Origin of the sequence: Micromonospora sp. NPDC049051 (assembly GCF_043197575.1) — a bacterium.
Classification (GTDB): domain Bacteria; phylum Actinomycetota; class Actinomycetes; order Mycobacteriales; family Micromonosporaceae; genus Micromonospora.
Genome location: NZ_JBICTL010000001.1, coordinates 1,390,347 through 1,405,260 on the forward strand (window position 1 = coordinate 1,390,347; position 14,914 = coordinate 1,405,260).

Below are 14,914 nucleotides of genomic sequence, written 5' to 3' on the forward strand. Positions count from 1 at the left end.
CGGGCCGTACCGGTGTCACCCGCACCGGGCGCCGGTGCTGGAGTCGGTGCGGGTGTTGGCCAGGAAGAGCAGGTAGCTGAGGGTCAGGTTCTCGGCGACGCTCGTCGTCTGGTGGCTGAGCAGTTCCCCGCTGTTCCGATCGAACTGGAGCGTCACCCGCCGTCCCTGGCCGTCGTCGGTGCTGTACGCCAGCCCCGGCCGGTCGGCCCAGTCCAGGTAGCTGCCCCGGGCCGTGATCCCCGGTGTCGTCCCGAGCTTGTGGAGCATGACGGAGTGCTGTCCCGGGTCGAGGAGGTGATACCGGTGGTAGCGGCTGATCAGCTCCATCAGGCCGGCGGCGTTGCGCAGCTCCGGCGGCAGCTCGTCCAGCTGCGCCGAGAGCTGCTCACTCAGCTCGGCCGGGTCGGCCGACGGCTCGGGCGGGATCTCCGTCAGCTCTCCCTCCTGGTACCGCGACTCCTGCGGCTCGGAGCGCTGGCCGGCCACCACGGGGGTGACGACCCGCCGGCCGGAGCGCTTGCTGGTCCACCAGAGCTGCTCGTCGTGGTGGCTGTCGAGGTCGACCCCGGACGCGAGGTTCGCCGGAGGCGACCAGACCCGCAGACAGATCGAGGTGTACGGGCCCTTGGCCGCTGGCGACGGGCGGGCGGCGACCGTGAGTGCGAGAGCGGCGAGTTGTGCGCTCGCGTCGCCGGCCGACGGGGCCACGGCACGCCGGTACAACCCGGTAACCGGCTCGTCGCGTACCACGAGTACGGCGACTCCGCCGACGACCACCGAGACCAGGGACACGCCGCCGATCAGCACCGCCTTCAGCGCGCGTGCCGAGGGCCACAGCGAGCGCGTGCGGCGGCGCGTCGGTCGGGGCGCGACGGAATCGGGCGCGAGCGGGCGGCGTGGGCGCGGTATGCCGTCCGCCTCGACCGCCGTACGCCCCGGGGGCGGGGGCGGGGCCCCGCGGAGCGTGCGCGCCGGATCGCGCCGGGCATGGCGGGGCCCTGCGGCGCGGGCGGCGTCGCCCCGGTGATCCGTGATCGTGACGAGTGGTTCGCGGGTCGCCGGGACGTGGCCGTGGAACTCCGCCGCGCCGCTCCACTCGTGCGGTAGGCGCAGATCGGTCGCGGCCCCGTGCCGGCCGTGCTGGGCGGACCCGGACGTCTGCCACTCGGGTATGGGCACCACCCCGTACGTCCACACCGGCGGCGCGGGGTCGCCGGGCAGCCCGGGATGCTCCGGCCACGCGGTGTCGGGCGTGGCGGGACGGGCAGGCGGATGCGGTCGCCGGGCCGTGGCGTCGATCGGTCCGGACCCCCCGCCGTCCGGTCCCGTGGGCCCGGAGGAGACATCGTGGCCGCGCGCCCCGGGAACCGGTGCCGCCGGTACGGGCACCTGCTGTGGCGGAGCGACCTGGTCCTGGAACTCCCGTCGGTACGCCTCGGCCGCCTCGGCGGCCAGGCGGAAGTACCACGCGCGCCCCACCGGCCCGGCGTTCTCGTAGGTGCAGCTGATCAGCGCCTGGCTCACCAGGGAGAGCAGGTACTGCGCCCGCCAGCTACCGTCCTGCGCGTAGGTCGTGCCGACCGCGTAGCAGGACCTGATCACCTCGGTCAGCAGCAGGGGCAGCCACCCCGAGGGCTCCGGCGCCGGGTCGATCAGCAGGGCCCGCAGTGCGTCGGCCCGTACGCCGACGAGGCCTTCCGCCACCTCGGGCAGGACGGCATCCAGCAGCAGGATCACCAGGTCGCGGGTGAGGGGCGCGTTCGTGGCGAAGCGGGGGAGGTCCACGAGGCAGAACTCGTCGACCCGGACCAGGCTCTGGCGGGTGGCGGGATAGAGGACGCTGTCGCGGTGCGGGTCGCCGTGCGAGGCCCCGCACCGCTGGTCCAGTTCGGCGTCCCCGAGGGGCGAGTTCGACGCGGCGAGGCGCAGCGGGTTGGGTAGCGGCTGGTCGTGCCCCGCCACCCGGAACCAGTCCGCGTCCGGGTCGACCAGAGCCAGCGTCCTGACCGACTCCAGGACCTCCCGCCACGCGCCTGCGTCGTCCAGCTCCCGCCACACGAACTCGTGGACGGTGGTGCGGCTCGTCCGCTGCTCCCGGCGACACCAGACGTTGAGGAACCTGTGGACGAGGGTCCGGTAGGCCTCGACGAGCTGGGCGTCCGGCACTTCGGCGAGGGAGAGCACGTGCTCCGCGCCACGGGCCACGTCCTGGAACATGAGGAATCGGCCGTCGCCGACCGGGTAGCGGGGGTACGGCTGCCGGACGAGGTGGCGCTCCGCGAACTCGGGATCGGCGTCGATCGCCGCCCGGTGCCGGGCCGTCTCCTCGGCGGACCGCTGGTCCGGCAGCACCTTGACGTAGAGCTCTTCCGCGTCGTGACCTCGGGCCCCGGTGACGACGACGCGTACGAGGTGGGCCCCACCGCGCCCGCGATGCCGCTTGGCGTTCAGGGACATCCGCCACGTGGCGCCCCGGCCGCCAGCGAACTCGTCCAGAGCCGCCTCGGCTGTCGTACCCAGCACGTAGTTTCTGAGGTCGTCGAGACCGTCACCCATGTCCGTCGTTGGACCTTCCACGAGGAGTGAAAGCGGGCGGACGAGCGGGGGTGGTCGTCCGTTCAGGGCTGCCGCCGGTGAGGCGCGCAGGCCAAGGTACCTCAGTTTTCAGGGCGAACGCGCCACATGTTCGCGACTTCGATCATACCTACTCGTAGGTAACCAACTGGCCGCATTTCGGGTGCGGACACTGGCTGTCGCCCGACATTGATCTCGATGCATTGGCTGATCCGCGACTCGGTCCACTGATCCCCAGCTCAGGAGCCCGATGTGGTCCGTGGCGGCACCGCCGACCCGTCGACGGGATGTGCCGTGGCGGTCGATTGACCTGGGCGCGCGGTGTCGGCGCGAGACGGCGGAAGAGGTGACTCCCTCGGCGTGTCGGGAAGTCGGTGGGCCCAGCCGTGATCAGGGCGCCATGGACCTCAAGGCTGCCGGGAGGGGTCCATGGCGTCCTGATCACGTGACCGGCGCCCCGCCAACACGTTCGCCGGCAACTGGACCAGCGCCCCGCGTACGCCATCTGCGCGACGGCGTGGTCACCGCGGCGCCCTGCTGCGCGACACCCTCTCCACGGGCAGCACCTGCCGCTGTCTCCCGCCCGCGCCGCTGCCCCGCCTCTAGCCTTCGGCTACCGGTCGGCAGTCGACATCGAGAGCCGGTAAACCCCGCAGCTCCTTGCGGTGTCTTGCTGGCTGAGGGACCAGGAGGGCCAGATGCGAGACGCGCATGGCGCGGAGTTCGACGACTTCGTCCGTACCCGGTCGGTGGCGCTGTTGCGGGTGGCCTATCTGCTGACCGGCGACCGACACGCGGCCGAGGACCTGCTTCAGGAGGTACTGGAGCAGGTGTACGTGCGGTGGCGGCGGGTGCGCATCTCCCCGGAGGCGTACGCCCGGCGGGCCCTGGTCAACCGGTCGATCAACCGGTGGCGGCGGCGGGCCCGGCGGCCGGAGCAGGCGTTGGGGGACAACGACGGGGTTGCCCGGGACCACGCCGAGGACATCGCGTTGCGCCAGACGGTCGTCGCGGCGCTGCGTACCCTGCCGCCCCGGCAGCGCGCCGCCGTCGTGCTGCGCTACCTGGAGGACCTGTCGGTCGCCGACGTCGCCGGGGCGCTGCGCTGCTCCGAGGGCACCGTGAAGAGCCACGCCTCCCGGGGCCTCGCCCACCTTCGGGAGGCGCTGGCCGGATCGAGTCTCGTCCTGTCCGTCCCGAGCGACACCGGGAGTGCGCGATGACCATCGAAGAGAGTGACGTGCAGGGTGTCCTGCGGCGGGTGACCGATGACCTCGTCAACCCGCCGACTCTGCTTGAGGACGTGCGACGGGGTGGGCGTCGCCGGTTGCGTCGACGTCGAGCCGTCCTGGCCGTGGTGTGCGCGGCCGTGGTGGCGGTACCCGTCGGCGGTGCGCTCCACCTCGCGGACGACGGGGCCGCGGTGGAGGTCGCCTCGCCGCTGTTCGACGAACCCACCCGCGGCGACCTGGCCGGCGACGGAGGATATCTGCGGCAGGTCCGGCAGGCGTGGCGGGACGGGGCGAGGGACGCCGGCTCCGGCGTCGAAGGCGATCCGCACGTGGTCTGGGCGGGAAACACCCCGGCCGGGCCTGCCGCGTACGTCGCGCAGCGGACCACCGTCACCCCCGAGGTGTCGCCAGCCGGCGACCGGATGATCGGCTATGCCGCGTTCGTCGAGCCCACCGCCGAGGGGCCGCGGGTCATGAAGTGGGAGACCGTGACCGACACCAACGACGGCAATTCGTCTGCCGTGCTGCTCGGGCCGCGCCGCGACGTGCTGGTCGTGCTCGACGCCGGATACCAGGTGGAGTTCTCGCCGACGTTCCGGTACGCCGCGGACGGCCGGATCGAGCGCACCTTCCAGCCGGTGGTCTTCCGGGACGGGGCCGCTGTGCTGTCGGTGCCGCCGCAGCGCGACAGGGTGACGGTCGCCCTGGTCAGGAAATCGGCCAGCGCGACGACCACCGTCCACGTCGCCAACGCGGCCCACCTCCTCTTCGCCGACCGGAAGGCCACTCCGCAGCCGCGGTCGGTCACCTACACGTTGCCCGGCGCGGAACGGGTGTGGGGCGACACCCCCGCCGCGCAGGTCGGCGACGTCTACGAGAACGCGCTCGCCGCCTACGTCGATCGCGGCGGCATGCACCGGGCCGGGGCTTCTCCCCACCTGATCGTCTACGGGGCGACCCCCGACGGCCGGCAGTTGCTGCTTGAGAGCGTCCAGTACGACGACGATCCCGCACGCGCGATCGCCCTGCTCGCCCATGCCGGCGCGCCCTTCCGGCCGGTGGCCAGCGGGTTCATCGACTGGAACGCGCCGCTGCCGGTGCGGCTGCGGCTGCCCGACGGGCAGGGTGTCCTCGTCGCCGCCGAGGGCGCGGCGCTGAGCTACCGGGTCGGCGCCGGGGAATGGCACGACGCCGGGCGCGGCGCGGCGCTGCTACCCGCCGACGCCACCGAGGTACGCGTCACCGCCACCGGCGGCACGGTCAGCACCGTCCGGGTCGACCCCTAGTCAGCCACCGGACAGCGACGGGCACCACCACCTCCGTGGCGGTGCCCGTCGCCGGCAGGTTCAGCGGCGGTTGTAGCGGTACATGGTGAGCGTGCCGAAGACCAGTACGAAGCCGGCGCTCCACAGCAGCATCCACATGGTGGCCGACGCGTCCGACGTCCCCGACATCATCGCGCGCACCGAGGCCACCAGCTGCGTGATCGGGTTGACCTTGACGAACGCCTGGAGCCAACCGGGCATCGTGGTGGGCTCGACGAAGACGTTGCTGAGGAACGTCAGCGGGAACAGCACCATCATGCTCACGCCCATCACGGACTTCTCGCTGCGCAGGACGAGGCCGAAGAACGTCCAGACCCAGGAGAACGCGAACGAGAAGACCACCAGCAGGCCGATCCCGCCCAGTACGCCGGCCGGCCCGCCGTCGGGCCGGAACCCCAGCACCAGCCCGACGCCGAGGATGACCACGGCCGCCAGCACGTACCGCAGCACGTCGCCGAAGATCATGCCGACCAGCGGGGCCGGCCGCCAGACCGACAGCGTCCGGAACCGGTCGAAGACGCCCTTCTCGATGTCGGTGTTCAGCCCGACGCCCGTGTACATGGTGATCATCACGACGCTCGTCACCATGATGCCGGGCAGGAAGAACTGGAGGTAGTCGCGCGGGCTGTCGGCCAGGGCGCCGCCGAACAGGTACGTGAACATCAGCACCATGATGATCGGGAACGCCGTCACGTCGAACAGCTGCTCCGGCACGTGCTTGATCTTCAGCAGCGCGCGCCAGCCGAAGGTGAGCGACGCCGACAGCGCGTTCGGCCGGGGCGGTCGCGCGCCGGGCGCCAGGACGGTGGCGAGCGCCTCCGCCGACGGTACGTAGACGGACGGGGCGCGCCCGGTCGTGGTGGCGTTGCTCATCGGGCTGCCTCCAGCTGGTCGTCCCGCTCGTCGGCGGCGACGGCGGGATGGTCGGTCAGGGCCAGGAAGACCTCGTCGAGGCTCGGCTGACCGAGGGAGAAGTCGTCGACGACGATGCCGGCGCGCGCCAGGTCCCCGAGCGCGCGGGCGGCCTGCGCGCTGGCGTCGAGGTCGCTGCCGTCTCCGCCGACCCGCGCGGTCAGCGCGACCGGATCGGGTTCGAGCTGCACCGGCACGCCGAGGGCCGCCTGCAGCAGCTTCTCCGCGTCCGGCCGCTGCCCGGGGTCGCGCAGCCGCAGGTGGACGGTGCCGGAACCGACCGACGACTTCAGCTCGCCCGGGGTGCCCTCCGCGATCACCCGGCCGTGGTCCACCACCGCGATGCGGCCGGCGAGCTGGTCGGCCTCGTCCAGGTACTGCGTGGTGAGCAGCACCGTCGTGCCGTGCGCCACGACGGCCCGGACGATCTCCCACACCTGGTTGCGGCTGCGCGGGTCCAGCCCCGTCGTCGGCTCGTCGAGGAACAGCAGGTCGGGGGTGTTGAGGATGCTCGCCGCGATGTCGATGCGCCGCCGCATGCCGCCCGAGTACTTCTTCACCTGCCGGTCACCCGCCTCCGTCAGGCCGAACGCGGCGAGCATGCCCTCCGCCCGCGCCCGGGCGGCCGGTTTGCCGTGCCCAAGCAGGCGGGCGAGGAGCACCAGGTTCTCCAGCCCGGTCAGGTCCTCGTCCACGGAGGCGTACTGGCCGGTCAGGCTCATCCGGGCGCGTACGGCGTCGGCCTCGGTGACGACGTCGTGCCCGAAGACGCGGGCCCGGCCGCCGTCGGGGCGCAGCAGCGTCGCCAGCACCCGTACCGCTGTGGTCTTGCCGGCGCCGTTGGGGCCGAGCAGCCCGTAGACGGTGCCGGCGGGGACCTGGAGGTCCATGCCGGCGAGCGCCCGGGTGGCCCCGAACGACCGGGTCAGGCCTTCGGCCTCGATGGCCAGGCCGGTGGTACGTGTCATGCTCCCTGCCTTCCTCATGTGTCACACGTTCAGCAGACGTACGGGCGTGCGGCGCGCAGGGCCAGACCCCACCAGCGGAGCTGGTCCAGCGGGACGTCGGCGGTCCGCCCGCACCGGTCGGCCGTCAGGGGCGACGGCTCACCGTCGAGCAGGTCGACACCGACGCCGTCGTGCACCCGTGACGGCGTGCGGCGCGGTGCGGACCGTCCGGAGCTGGTCGACCGCGTCAGGCCGATGGAACCGCACCCGTACGACACAAAGCCGACCGGCTCTGCCTGCCACTCGTCGTACGCGTGGTCGATCGCCTGTTTCAACGAGCCCGGGAAGCTGTGGTTGTACCCGGGGGTGACCACGACGAACGCCTCCGCCCGCGCGACGAACGACCCGATCGCGGGCCCGGCTCCGCCGGACAGCTCGCGGGGAGCGAGAGGGGCCGCGCTGCCGCACGGGCCCGCGCCGGCGGGAGGCGGCCCGACTCGCGGAAGGCCCGTGCCGGTGGCCGGCCGCTCAGGCCGGCTCGTCGAAGAGGACCGGCCAGGGGCGGGGCGCCGGCGCGGGCGGCGGCGCCGGCGGCTCCGATCCGTCGGCGAGCACCTCCGCCGCGAGCTGTCCGAACATCGGCGCGGCCGGGTGCGCCGCCCGGCGCGGCCACGCCGCCGAGGTGCGCCGGACCAGCGGTGACCCGACGATCGGCCGCCAGGCGATCCGGGGCTCCCGGCGGGCCGTCGCCGCCGGCTCGACGGCGACCCCGTTGCCCGCCAGGACCAGCCCGAAGAGGAACTCCGGGTTCCGCGCCGGGCGGACCCGTCCCGGCGCGAACCCGTGCCGGCGGCAGACCGCCAGCAGGTGGTCGTGCCAGCCGGGTGCGGTGGCCCGGGGCGCGGTCACCAGATCCAGACCGGCCAGCGCCGCCAGTTCGACCTCCCGGCCCCGGGCCAGCGCCGAGGCGCGCGGCAGCAGCACCCCCAGCGGTACGTCGACGGCGGCGCCGAGGCGCAGCCCGTCGTCGGTGACGGGGTGATGGAGCAGGCCGACGTCCAGCCGCCCCTCGCCCAGCATCCGCTCCTGCTCGCCGCTGGTCAGCTCGTGCAGGTCCACGTCGAGCCCGGGGGCGCGCCCGGTCAGCCGGTCGAGCAGCTCGCGCAGGGTCACCGCTGGCGTCTCCGGCGGTACGCCCGCCCGGAGCACCCCGGACACCCCGTCGCGTACCTGGCGCATCAGGTTGCGCAGCCGGCCCTCCCCGGCGAGCAGCTCCTCGGCCTCGCCGAGCAGCAGCTGACCGGCGGTGGTCAGCCGTACCTGCCGGCGGGAGCGGTCGAACAGCTCCACCGCCAGCTCCCGTTCCAGCCGTTGCACCGACTGGCTCAGCGGCGGCTGGGCGATGCCGAGCAGCTCGGCGGCCCGCCCGAAGTGCAGCTCCTGGGCGACCACCACGAAGTGCCGTAGGTGCCGGAGCAGGTCCACGGCCGGACCCTACGCCAGCGCCCCGACGCCGGCAGCGGGCGGCGGCTACCGTGCGCTGGTGGCGACGGAACACATTGGTGAGATCTTCGAACGGGCCGGTGTCGCCGGCTGCCTGCACGCCGTCGACCTCGACGCGGCCGGCCGCGACGTGCCCGGCGGGAGCCTCGCCGCGGTCGGCGAGGGCGGGGGACCAGGATGGGCCGGGGACGCGGGAGGGCCCGAGGGCGGGGGACCGGGAGGAATTGAGGGCGCGGGGTCGGGGCGGCCCGGCGGCCGGTGGGAGGTGGCCCTGCGGGCCGACGAGCAGGTGGTGATCGCCTCGATCTTCAAGGTGCTGCTGGTGCTGGAATTCGCCCGGCAGGTCGTCGCGGGCCAGCTAGACCCCCGGGAGCGGGTCCTCGTCACCGCCGACGACCGGCTCGGCGGGTGGGGGATTGCCGGCTGCGCCGACGACGCCGAGGTGTCGCTGCGGGACCTCGCCTACTTCGCCATGTCGGTCAGCGACAACACGGCCGCCGACCTGCTGCTGCGCCGGGTCGGGGCGGACGTGCTGCCGATGCTCGCCGCCGAGCTGGGGCTGGCGCGTACCCGGATCGTCGGCGGCCCCCGGCAGCTGGTCGAGACGATGCTCGCCGACGTCGGCGCGCGTACCGAGGCGGACTTCGCCCGGATCTTCCCCACCCTGCCGCCGGAGCGGGTCCGCGCGATGCGGATGTTCGACCCGGCGCACACCACGTCGAGCACCGCCCGGGAGATCACCCGGCTGCTCGGCCTCATCTGGCGCGACGAGGCCGGCCCGCCCGAGGCGTGCGCGATGGTCCGGGGCTGGATGGCCCGGCAGCTGTTCTGGACGCGGCTGGCCGCCGGCTTCCCGCCCGGCGTGCGGGTGGCGGGCAAGACCGGCAGCCTGCCGGGCCTGCACCTGGAGGCCGGCGTGGCGGAGTACCCCGACGGCGGCCGGTACGCCGTCGCCGTCTTCGTCCGCGCCGAGCAGCTCGTCACCCGCCGCATCGACGTGGACCTGGCGATGGGCGAGGCCGCCCGGGTCGCCGTCGAGGCCCTGCGCGTCGGCGGGCCGGCTGGCGCCGGCTGAGTTTCCCGCCGCGACGGGCCGCCGGCGACTCCGCTGAGCTGGCCCGATACGCCGGCGGATATCGACCGTGTCGGGACCGGATCTTGGACCGGGCGGGGTTCGTGCTGATTGGCTCGGCACCGACCGATCAGCACCACGACGGGGAGGTCTCCGCATGCCCAACTTCGACCGCCGCCGCTTCCTGCGCGACGCTGCCGCCAGCACCGCGCTGGTCACCGCCGGCGGACTCGCCGGCGCCACCCGCACCGCCCCGGCGCACGCCGCGCCGGTCGCCGCCGCCCCGGCCGGCCGCCGCAGCGGCCCGGTCAGCTTCCGCTGGTGGGGTACGTCGGCCTGGCGTATCGACATCGGCGACCGGACCGTCCTGGTGGACCCCTTCCTCAGCCGGATCGACACCGGGCTGTTCAGGGGCGCATTCGACCCGGCCACCAGGCTGGCGGTCCGCACCGACGTCGTCGACTCCCTGGTGGACCGGGCCGAGACGGTGCTCGTCACGCACACCCACTGGGACCACTACATGGACACGCCGCGCATCGTCGAGCGCACCGGCGCCCGGGTCCTCGGCACGCTCACCGCCTACCACCTCGGGCTGGCGTACGGGCTGCCGTCGGAGAAGCTGAGCCCGGTCAAGGGCGGGGAGGTGCTGGACTTCGGCGCGTACACCGTGGAGGTCGTCAGCTCCCTGCACAGCCGCAACAGGTCGTACTCGATGGCGTTCCCCGGCGTACGGGTCAGCCCGCCGGCGAGGCCGGAGACCATCGCCGACCTGCCCGAGGGCGACACCCTCGCCTACCAGCTGCGGGTGGCCGGCGGCCCGTCGGTGTTCCTCATGGGCGCGAGCGACTTCGCCGAGCGGAACCTGACCGGCCTGGCCCCCGACGTGGCCATGGTGGCGCTGCCGAGCAGCACCGCCACCGCCGACTACGCCGAGCGGCTGCTGGACGCCCTCGACCGGCCGAAGGTCGTGGTGCCGGTGCACTTCGACAACTTCGAGACCGAGCTGCGCAACCCCGTGCCCGTCGCGCCGGCGGACCGCGAGCGGCTCGACGCGCTCGTCGCGGCCGTGCGCCGGGTCTCCCCGCGCAGCCGGGTCGTCGTGCCCGAGTACCACACCGCGTACCACTTCTGAGGACGGCACGACGGGTCGCGGGACGCCACCCGCGACCCGTCAGCTCGCCGTCAGCTCCGTGAGGGCCCGCACCGACCGCCAGTTGCGGGTGGTCGTCACCACGCCGAGCTGCTTCTCCAGCTTGGTGGCGAACGTCGACCGGCCGTAGCCGCCGTCGGGATAGTGCAGGTAGATCTCGCGACCGGTGACCGTGAACGCGACGTTCTCGCCGTCGGGCACGGTCAGGGCGGCCACGGCGGACTTCGCGGGCGCGGTCGCGAGGAAGACCACCAGCAGCCGCGTCGGGTCGTCCTCCCGATCGGCGTACGGGTTGCCGCCGGCCACCGCCGCCAGCTCCCGGCCGCTGCGCACCAGCACCGGCACCGTCAGCCCCAGCTCGTCGGCGATGGCCCGCTCGACGCCCCGCGCCAGCGCTTCGGCGTCGCGTACGGTGCTGCCGAAGACCACGTTGCCGCTGCGCAGGTACGTCTTCACGTCGTGGTGGCCGAGGTCGGCGACCAGCCGGCGCAGGTCGGCCATCGCGACCGTCGCCCCGCCGACGTTGACTCCCCGCAACAGCGCGACCCACCTGTCCACGTGACCTCCCGATCCGCCGGTACGGCCCAGCCTAGGCGCGCGCACCGACACAACCAGCCGGGTCAGAGCCGGCGGATGGCGGCGGAGGCGAGGCGGAAGCCGATGGTGCGGTCGACGATCCGCTCGACCAGGTCCGCCTTCCGCAGCCCGGCGACGCCGCGTAGCTCCAGGCTCGCGGCGAGCACCCGCAGGTCGCGGGCGGTCCAGCCGGACAGGTACGCCGTACCGTCGTCGCGGCGGGACATGGTCTCCAGCGCGGCCCGGGCCGCCGCCGGGTCCGGCGCGGACGCCGCCCGCCGGGTCGACGGGCGCGCGGGGGCGGCGGCCGGGTGCCCGGCGGGGATGGTCCGGTCGGCGGGTGGGGCCGCGTCGAGCGGCACCACCGCGAGCCGGGCCCGACCCTCGGTCAGCGCGGCGAGGTCGGCGGCGGGCAGCGCCCGGAGCAGCGCGGCCACCAGGTCGGCGACGTCGCGGGCCGGGTCGCTCACGCCCCGACCCGTTCGGGCTGGAGGTGGTCGAGGAACTCGGTGGCGAGCTGGCGCAGCTCGTCGCGGACCGCCGGGGTGGCGATCCGGTCGCGGAGCACCACCGGCACGCCGCGCGGGGCGTTCGTGGCGAACGCGGTGACGTTCTCCCGCAGCGGGGTCGGGAAGACGGGCAGGCCGAGCGCCCGGACCTGGTCCATGTAGCCCTGGTGGGCGGCGATCGGCCGCTGCGCCATGAGCTGGATCATCGTGAACACCACACCGGCGACGTCGGGCGCGACCTTGTGGTGCCGGCGGGTGGTGGCGAACCGCCGGGCGTCGGCGTTGTACTGGTCCACCAGTTCCCGGACGTTGCCGTGCAGGTAGTCGATGCCCAGGGTGGACAGGTAGTCGGCCTTCGCCGGGATGAGCAGGTGGTCGCTGGCGATGATGGCCGACTGGGTGACCACGTTGAAGTTCGGCGGACAGTCGATGAGCACCATGTCGTAGCCGCCGAGGGCGTCGTCGTGCAGCCCCTCGGCCAGGGAGCCGCGCACCCGGAACAGTTCGGCGTCGTACTCGTCGCCGTCGGCCACGGCCCGCGCCAGCGCCAGGTCGATGTCGACGAGCTGGAGGTGGGACGCGATCAGGTCGAGCCGGCCCGTGCCGGTGAGCCGCGCGTTCGCCGGGCCGGGGGAGACGACCAGCTCGCCCAGGGTCGTCGCGGGGGTGTCCCCGCGCAGGCCGTCGTACCAGCGCTTCACCGTCCGGCCGTCGCGCAGCCGGTCCCGCCAGTCGTCGGGGTCGTAGAAGCCGAACGTGAGGCTGGCCTGCGGATCGAGGTCGATGAGCAGCACCTGCATCCCCCGGTTGGCCAGTTCGGCACCGAGGTTGGCGGTCACGGTGGTCTTACCGACCCCGCCCTTGTAGTTGATCACGGACACGACGTACACCGGCACCTCCCCAGACCGGGAACGGTAGCGGGCCGGCGGATCGGCGCGGCACCCGCTCCGGTGATCCGCTCTTGCTCGTAACTACGTATGTTCGTATTATCGACGCATGACGGAGATCGAAGACCGGCTGTGTGCGCTGGAGGCGCAGGTCGCCGCCCTGACGGAGCGCCTCGGGCCGGCGACGCCCCCGGCCGAGGCGGCGCCGGCGGCCGACGACGTCTTCTGGGCGCTCGACGGGCTGAAGCAACGGATCCCGGCCGACGGTGGCGGCGCGGTGCTCTACACCGGCACCGTCCGTCTCGACGACGAGCGTTACGACTGGCAGTACGGGCGCATGGTCGACGACGTGCTCGCCGGCGACTGGACGGAGCTGGCCGGTGTGCTGAGCGCCCTGGCGCACCCGGTACGGCTGCGCCTGCTGCGGGAGATCCTCGGCGGCCGGCACGGCACCGGCGAACTGGCCGAGATCGAGGGCCTGGGCACCACCGGCCAGCTGCACCACCACCTGCGCCAGCTCACCGCCGCCGGCTGGCTGCACAGCGCCGGCAGGGGCCGCTACGCCGTCCCGGCCGAGCGGGTCGTGCCGCTGCTGGCCATCCTCACCGCCGCCCGCCGCTGACCCGCCGCGTCCGTCGCCCGCCGTCGACCATCCGCCCGCCGCCCGGTTGACGCCTCGCCGGGCCGGTGGACGCCGCCCACCGAAAGCCCCCGCCGGAGGGATGCCGCATGCGCAAGCCAACCGTCCTCGCCCTGGTCGTCGGCCTCGTCGCCGCCGTCGCGGCCATCGGGATCATGCCGCGCGCGCCCCGGCTGGGCGGGCAGAGCACCGGCGACGCCGCGCTGGCCGCCGACGTCCGCGCGGCGGTGCCCGACCCGGAGGGCCACCGGGGCCTCGCCGTCGCCGTGCTGAAGAACGGCCTCGTCCGCACCGCCGGCCTCGGCGACCGCGACCCGGCCGGTCGGCCGGTGGAACCGGGCACCCCGTTCGAGATCGGCTCGATCACCAAGGCGATGACCGGGATGCTCCTCGCCCGGCAGGTCGCGACCAACGCCGTACGCCCCGACGAGCCGGTCGGCGCCCTGCTGCCCGCGCTGACCGGGCCCGCCCGCGGGATCACCCTCGCGGAGCTGGCCAGCCACCGCTCCGGCCTGCCCCGGCTCGGGGTCACCTCGGTCGGGGACGTGGTCGACACCTGGTGGGCGAACGTCACCGGCGGCAACCCGTACGCCGGTCGGGACGCGCGTCGGCTCGTCGACGCCGCCGGCAGGGCGGAGCCCGGCGACGGGCGCGGCGAGGTCCGCTACTCCAACCTGGGGATGGCCCTGCTCGGGCAGGCGCTCGCCACCCGGGCCGGCACCTCGTACCCGGAGCTGCTCGACCGGGAACTGCTGCGACCGCTCGGCATGACCTCGACCGTGGTGGCGACCGACGCCGACGCCCTGCCGCCCGGGCACGCCGAGGGCTCGACGGCCGGCGGTCGCCCGGCCGCGCCCTGGGTCGCCGACGGCTACGCGCCGGCCGGCGTCGGCCCCTGGTCGACCGCCGGGGACCTGGCCCGGCTGCTCGGTGCGACGCTCGCCGGCAGCGCCCCGGGCGCCGACGCCGCCACCCCGCGCTTCACCGAGGACGACCGCAACCGGGTCGGCTACGGATGGTTCACCACCCGGTACGGCGACCGCGAGATCGTCTGGCACAACGGCGGTACCGGCGGCTTCCGCACCTACCTCGGCTTCGAGCGGGCGACCGGGCGGGGCGTGGTGGTGCTCGGCAACACCGACAAGGGCGTCGAGCCGATCGCCCTGCGGCTGCTCGGCGTACCGGCGCGGGACGCCGACGGCGACGGCCCGCCGCTGCCCGTCTGGATCACCGCGGGGCTCGCGGTGGTGCTCACCTTCCTCGGCGGGTTGAGCCTGCTCGGCGCCGTCCGCCGGGCTCCCGACCGGCTGACCCTGGCACCCGCCGTCGCCTGGGCGGCGCTCTACCTCGGCCTCGGGCACGGGCTGGGCAACTGGTCGGTGGTGCCCGGATGGCTCTGGACGCTCGGCGTCGGCCTCTCGGCGGCCGGGACCGTCCTGGCCGCGTACCGCTGGCGGGGGCTGCCGCCGCTGGCCGGCGCCCCGCCGTGGCGACGGCTGGCCTCGGCGGCGTTCTCGGCGCTCCTGGCGGTCCTGGCCGTGATGATCATCGCCCGCCCCTGAACCCCGCTGGCGGACGGGACGCACG

Annotated in this window: 14 protein-coding genes; 6 read left to right on the forward strand and 8 right to left on the reverse strand. The window is 74.3% G+C overall.

Going from position 1 to position 14,914, the window contains the following annotated elements; all coding sequences use genetic code 11:
• Nucleotides 1–15 precede the first annotated feature (15 nt).
• Nucleotides 16–2,556, reverse strand: a complete 2,541-nt coding sequence (locus ACGFIR_RS06585) for a hypothetical protein (RefSeq protein ID WP_393143522.1) — start codon at nucleotides 2,554–2,556, stop codon at nucleotides 16–18.
• Between the two features lie 716 nt (nucleotides 2,557–3,272).
• Between ACGFIR_RS06585 and ACGFIR_RS06590 the strand changes: the two genes are divergently transcribed.
• Together ACGFIR_RS06590 and ACGFIR_RS06595 are read left to right on the forward strand one after the other, a co-directional pair.
• On the forward strand, nucleotides 3,273–3,797 hold the full coding sequence (locus ACGFIR_RS06590) for a SigE family RNA polymerase sigma factor (protein WP_392999702.1): 525 nt from the start codon (nucleotides 3,273–3,275) through the stop codon (nucleotides 3,795–3,797).
• Nucleotides 3,794–5,092 carry a hypothetical protein gene (locus ACGFIR_RS06595; protein WP_393143524.1) on the forward strand — a complete coding sequence of 433 codons (1,299 nt, stop codon included), beginning with the start codon at nucleotides 3,794–3,796 and terminating at the stop codon, nucleotides 5,090–5,092. Before ACGFIR_RS06590 ends, ACGFIR_RS06595 begins: the two co-directional genes overlap by 4 nt.
• A gap of 60 nt (nucleotides 5,093–5,152) precedes the next feature.
• Here the strand turns inward: ACGFIR_RS06595 and ACGFIR_RS06600 are convergent, their stop codons facing one another.
• From ACGFIR_RS06600 to ACGFIR_RS06615, 4 genes are all read right to left on the reverse strand, one after another.
• Nucleotides 5,153–6,004 (reverse strand): ABC transporter permease, encoded by an 852-nt coding sequence (locus tag ACGFIR_RS06600; protein ID WP_392999698.1) that lies wholly within the window; start codon nucleotides 6,002–6,004, stop codon nucleotides 5,153–5,155.
• Nucleotides 6,001–7,011, reverse strand: a complete 1,011-nt coding sequence (locus tag ACGFIR_RS06605) for an ATP-binding cassette domain-containing protein (RefSeq protein WP_393143526.1) — start codon at nucleotides 7,009–7,011, stop codon at nucleotides 6,001–6,003. The genes ACGFIR_RS06600 and ACGFIR_RS06605 overlap by 4 nt, the downstream gene beginning before the upstream one ends.
• A gap of 29 nt (nucleotides 7,012–7,040) precedes the next feature.
• Nucleotides 7,041–7,364 carry an NADPH-dependent FMN reductase gene (locus ACGFIR_RS06610; protein ID WP_393143528.1) on the reverse strand — a complete coding sequence of 108 codons (324 nt, stop codon included), beginning with the start codon at nucleotides 7,362–7,364 and terminating at the stop codon, nucleotides 7,041–7,043.
• Nucleotides 7,365–7,518: 154 nt separating this feature from the next.
• A complete protein-coding gene (locus ACGFIR_RS06615) occupies nucleotides 7,519–8,475 on the reverse strand; it encodes a LysR family transcriptional regulator (RefSeq protein WP_392999692.1) in 957 nt (318 codons plus the stop codon).
• 58 nt (nucleotides 8,476–8,533) lie between these two features.
• On the opposite strand from ACGFIR_RS06615, the gene ACGFIR_RS06620 reads away from it, so the two are divergent.
• Nucleotides 8,534–9,568 carry a serine hydrolase gene (locus tag ACGFIR_RS06620; RefSeq protein ID WP_393143530.1) on the forward strand — a complete coding sequence of 345 codons (1,035 nt, stop codon included), beginning with the start codon at nucleotides 8,534–8,536 and terminating at the stop codon, nucleotides 9,566–9,568.
• Nucleotides 9,569–9,722: 154 nt separating this feature from the next.
• On the forward strand, nucleotides 9,723–10,697 hold the full coding sequence (locus ACGFIR_RS06625; RefSeq protein ID WP_393143532.1) for an MBL fold metallo-hydrolase: 975 nt from the start codon (nucleotides 9,723–9,725) through the stop codon (nucleotides 10,695–10,697).
• Nucleotides 10,698–10,736: 39 nt separating this feature from the next.
• Here ACGFIR_RS06625 and ACGFIR_RS06630 read toward each other — a convergent pair whose 3' ends face one another.
• The 3 genes from ACGFIR_RS06630 to ACGFIR_RS06640 form a co-directional block, all read right to left on the reverse strand.
• On the reverse strand, nucleotides 10,737–11,273 hold the full coding sequence (locus ACGFIR_RS06630; protein WP_393143534.1) for a DUF1697 domain-containing protein: 537 nt from the start codon (nucleotides 11,271–11,273) through the stop codon (nucleotides 10,737–10,739).
• Between the two features lie 62 nt (nucleotides 11,274–11,335).
• Entirely contained in the window at nucleotides 11,336–11,761 is a 426-nt protein-coding gene (locus ACGFIR_RS06635) for a Rho termination factor N-terminal domain-containing protein (RefSeq protein ID WP_393143536.1), read from the reverse strand.
• Nucleotides 11,758–12,690: a ParA family protein gene (locus tag ACGFIR_RS06640; RefSeq protein WP_392999682.1), complete on the reverse strand. Its 933-nt coding sequence runs from the start codon at nucleotides 12,688–12,690 to the stop codon at nucleotides 11,758–11,760. Before ACGFIR_RS06640 ends, ACGFIR_RS06635 begins: the two co-directional genes overlap by 4 nt.
• Before the next feature lie 106 nt (nucleotides 12,691–12,796).
• Here ACGFIR_RS06640 and ACGFIR_RS06645 point away from each other — a divergent pair, with 106 nt between their 5' ends.
• Nucleotides 12,797–13,309, forward strand: coding sequence for an ArsR/SmtB family transcription factor (locus ACGFIR_RS06645; RefSeq protein WP_393143538.1), 513 nt, complete (start codon nucleotides 12,797–12,799; stop codon nucleotides 13,307–13,309).
• Between the two features lie 107 nt (nucleotides 13,310–13,416).
• Nucleotides 13,417–14,889 carry a serine hydrolase domain-containing protein gene (locus tag ACGFIR_RS06650; protein WP_393143540.1) on the forward strand — a complete coding sequence of 491 codons (1,473 nt, stop codon included), beginning with the start codon at nucleotides 13,417–13,419 and terminating at the stop codon, nucleotides 14,887–14,889.
• The last annotated feature ends 25 nt before the right edge of the window (nucleotides 14,890–14,914 follow it).

What these genes read in the sequence shown, in the direction of transcription:
- ACGFIR_RS06645 (WP_393143538.1), top strand. Translation starts at nt 12,797, where the DNA reads ATGACGGAGATCGAAGACCGGCTGTGTGCGCTGGAGGCGCAGGTCGCC.
- ACGFIR_RS06595 (WP_393143524.1), top strand. Translation starts at nt 3,794, where the DNA reads ATGACCATCGAAGAGAGTGACGTGCAGGGTGTCCTGCGGCGGGTGACC.
- ACGFIR_RS06585 (WP_393143522.1), bottom strand. Translation starts at nt 2,556, where the DNA reads ATGGGTGACGGTCTCGACGACCTCAGAAACTACGTGCTGGGTACGACA.
- ACGFIR_RS06650 (WP_393143540.1), top strand. Translation starts at nt 13,417, where the DNA reads ATGCGCAAGCCAACCGTCCTCGCCCTGGTCGTCGGCCTCGTCGCCGCC.
- ACGFIR_RS06605 (WP_393143526.1), bottom strand. Translation starts at nt 7,011, where the DNA reads ATGACACGTACCACCGGCCTGGCCATCGAGGCCGAAGGCCTGACCCGG.
- ACGFIR_RS06600 (WP_392999698.1), bottom strand. Translation starts at nt 6,004, where the DNA reads ATGAGCAACGCCACCACGACCGGGCGCGCCCCGTCCGTCTACGTACCG.
- ACGFIR_RS06625 (WP_393143532.1), top strand. Translation starts at nt 9,723, where the DNA reads ATGCCCAACTTCGACCGCCGCCGCTTCCTGCGCGACGCTGCCGCCAGC.
- ACGFIR_RS06590 (WP_392999702.1), top strand. Translation starts at nt 3,273, where the DNA reads ATGCGAGACGCGCATGGCGCGGAGTTCGACGACTTCGTCCGTACCCGG.